We start from the raw sequence: 590 nt of genomic DNA, 5'->3' as shown, positions 1-590 counted from the left end.
TACATGCTGAAGCGGTGGCCGGCCTTCACCCGCTTCCTCGACGACGGCCGGATCTGTCTCTCGAACAATGTGGCGGAGCGAGCGCTGCGCGGCATTGCCCTCGGCAGAAAGTCATGGCTGTTCGCCGGGTCCGACCGTGGCGGCCAGCGCGCCGCCGCCATGTACAGCCTGATCATCACCGCCAAGATGAACGACGTCGATCCGCAGGCCTGGCTGGCCGACGTCCTGGCCCGGATCGCAGGCCACCCCGCCAGCAGGATCGATGAACTTCTGCCGTGGCACTGGCGGCCGGCACCGTGCAGCCAGGCGGCCTGACCATGGCCGCCATCACCGCCGTCTTCACCATCGGCCACGTCGCCCGGATGCTCGGCGAGGACGAGGACTGGCTGCAGGAACTCTCGATCGACATGGAACCCGAGGACGGTCGGCTGCATGTCTACGGCGTCGGTGAGGACGGCGTCACCGCTTTCACCCGCTTCGGCATTGAATATCTGCAGGAGATCATCGCCGACCAGCGCGCCGCCGGTCGCGCTCCGCCCAAGCCCGGATCCTCCCAATAGATCACACTGCGGTCCTCACCGGATGCTGAC

At 66.9% G+C, this 590-nt stretch carries 2 protein-coding genes; both read left to right on the top strand.

Translation table 11 applies throughout. From position 1 onward, the window contains the following. The coding region (locus FFK22_RS42135; RefSeq protein WP_138893729.1) for a transposase domain-containing protein at window positions 1–315 on the top strand (315 nt) is incomplete at its 5' end. 2 nt (window positions 316–317) lie between these two features. Further along, window positions 318–560, top strand: a complete 243-nt coding sequence (locus FFK22_RS42130; protein ID WP_138893728.1) for a hypothetical protein — start codon at window positions 318–320, stop codon at window positions 558–560. The last annotated feature ends 30 nt before the right edge of the window (window positions 561–590 follow it).

Origin of the sequence: Mycobacterium sp. KBS0706 (assembly GCF_005938675.2) — a bacterium.
Taxonomy (GTDB): Bacteria; Pseudomonadota; Alphaproteobacteria; order DSM-16000; family Inquilinaceae; genus Inquilinus.
The sequence above is the reverse complement of the archived record's forward strand: the minus strand, read 5'-3'. Positions and strand labels throughout refer to the sequence as shown.

Coding starts and splice junctions, on each gene's coding strand:
- FFK22_RS42130 (WP_138893728.1), top strand. CDS start 318: ATGGCCGCCATCACCGCCGTCTTCACCATCGGCCACGTCGCCCGGATG.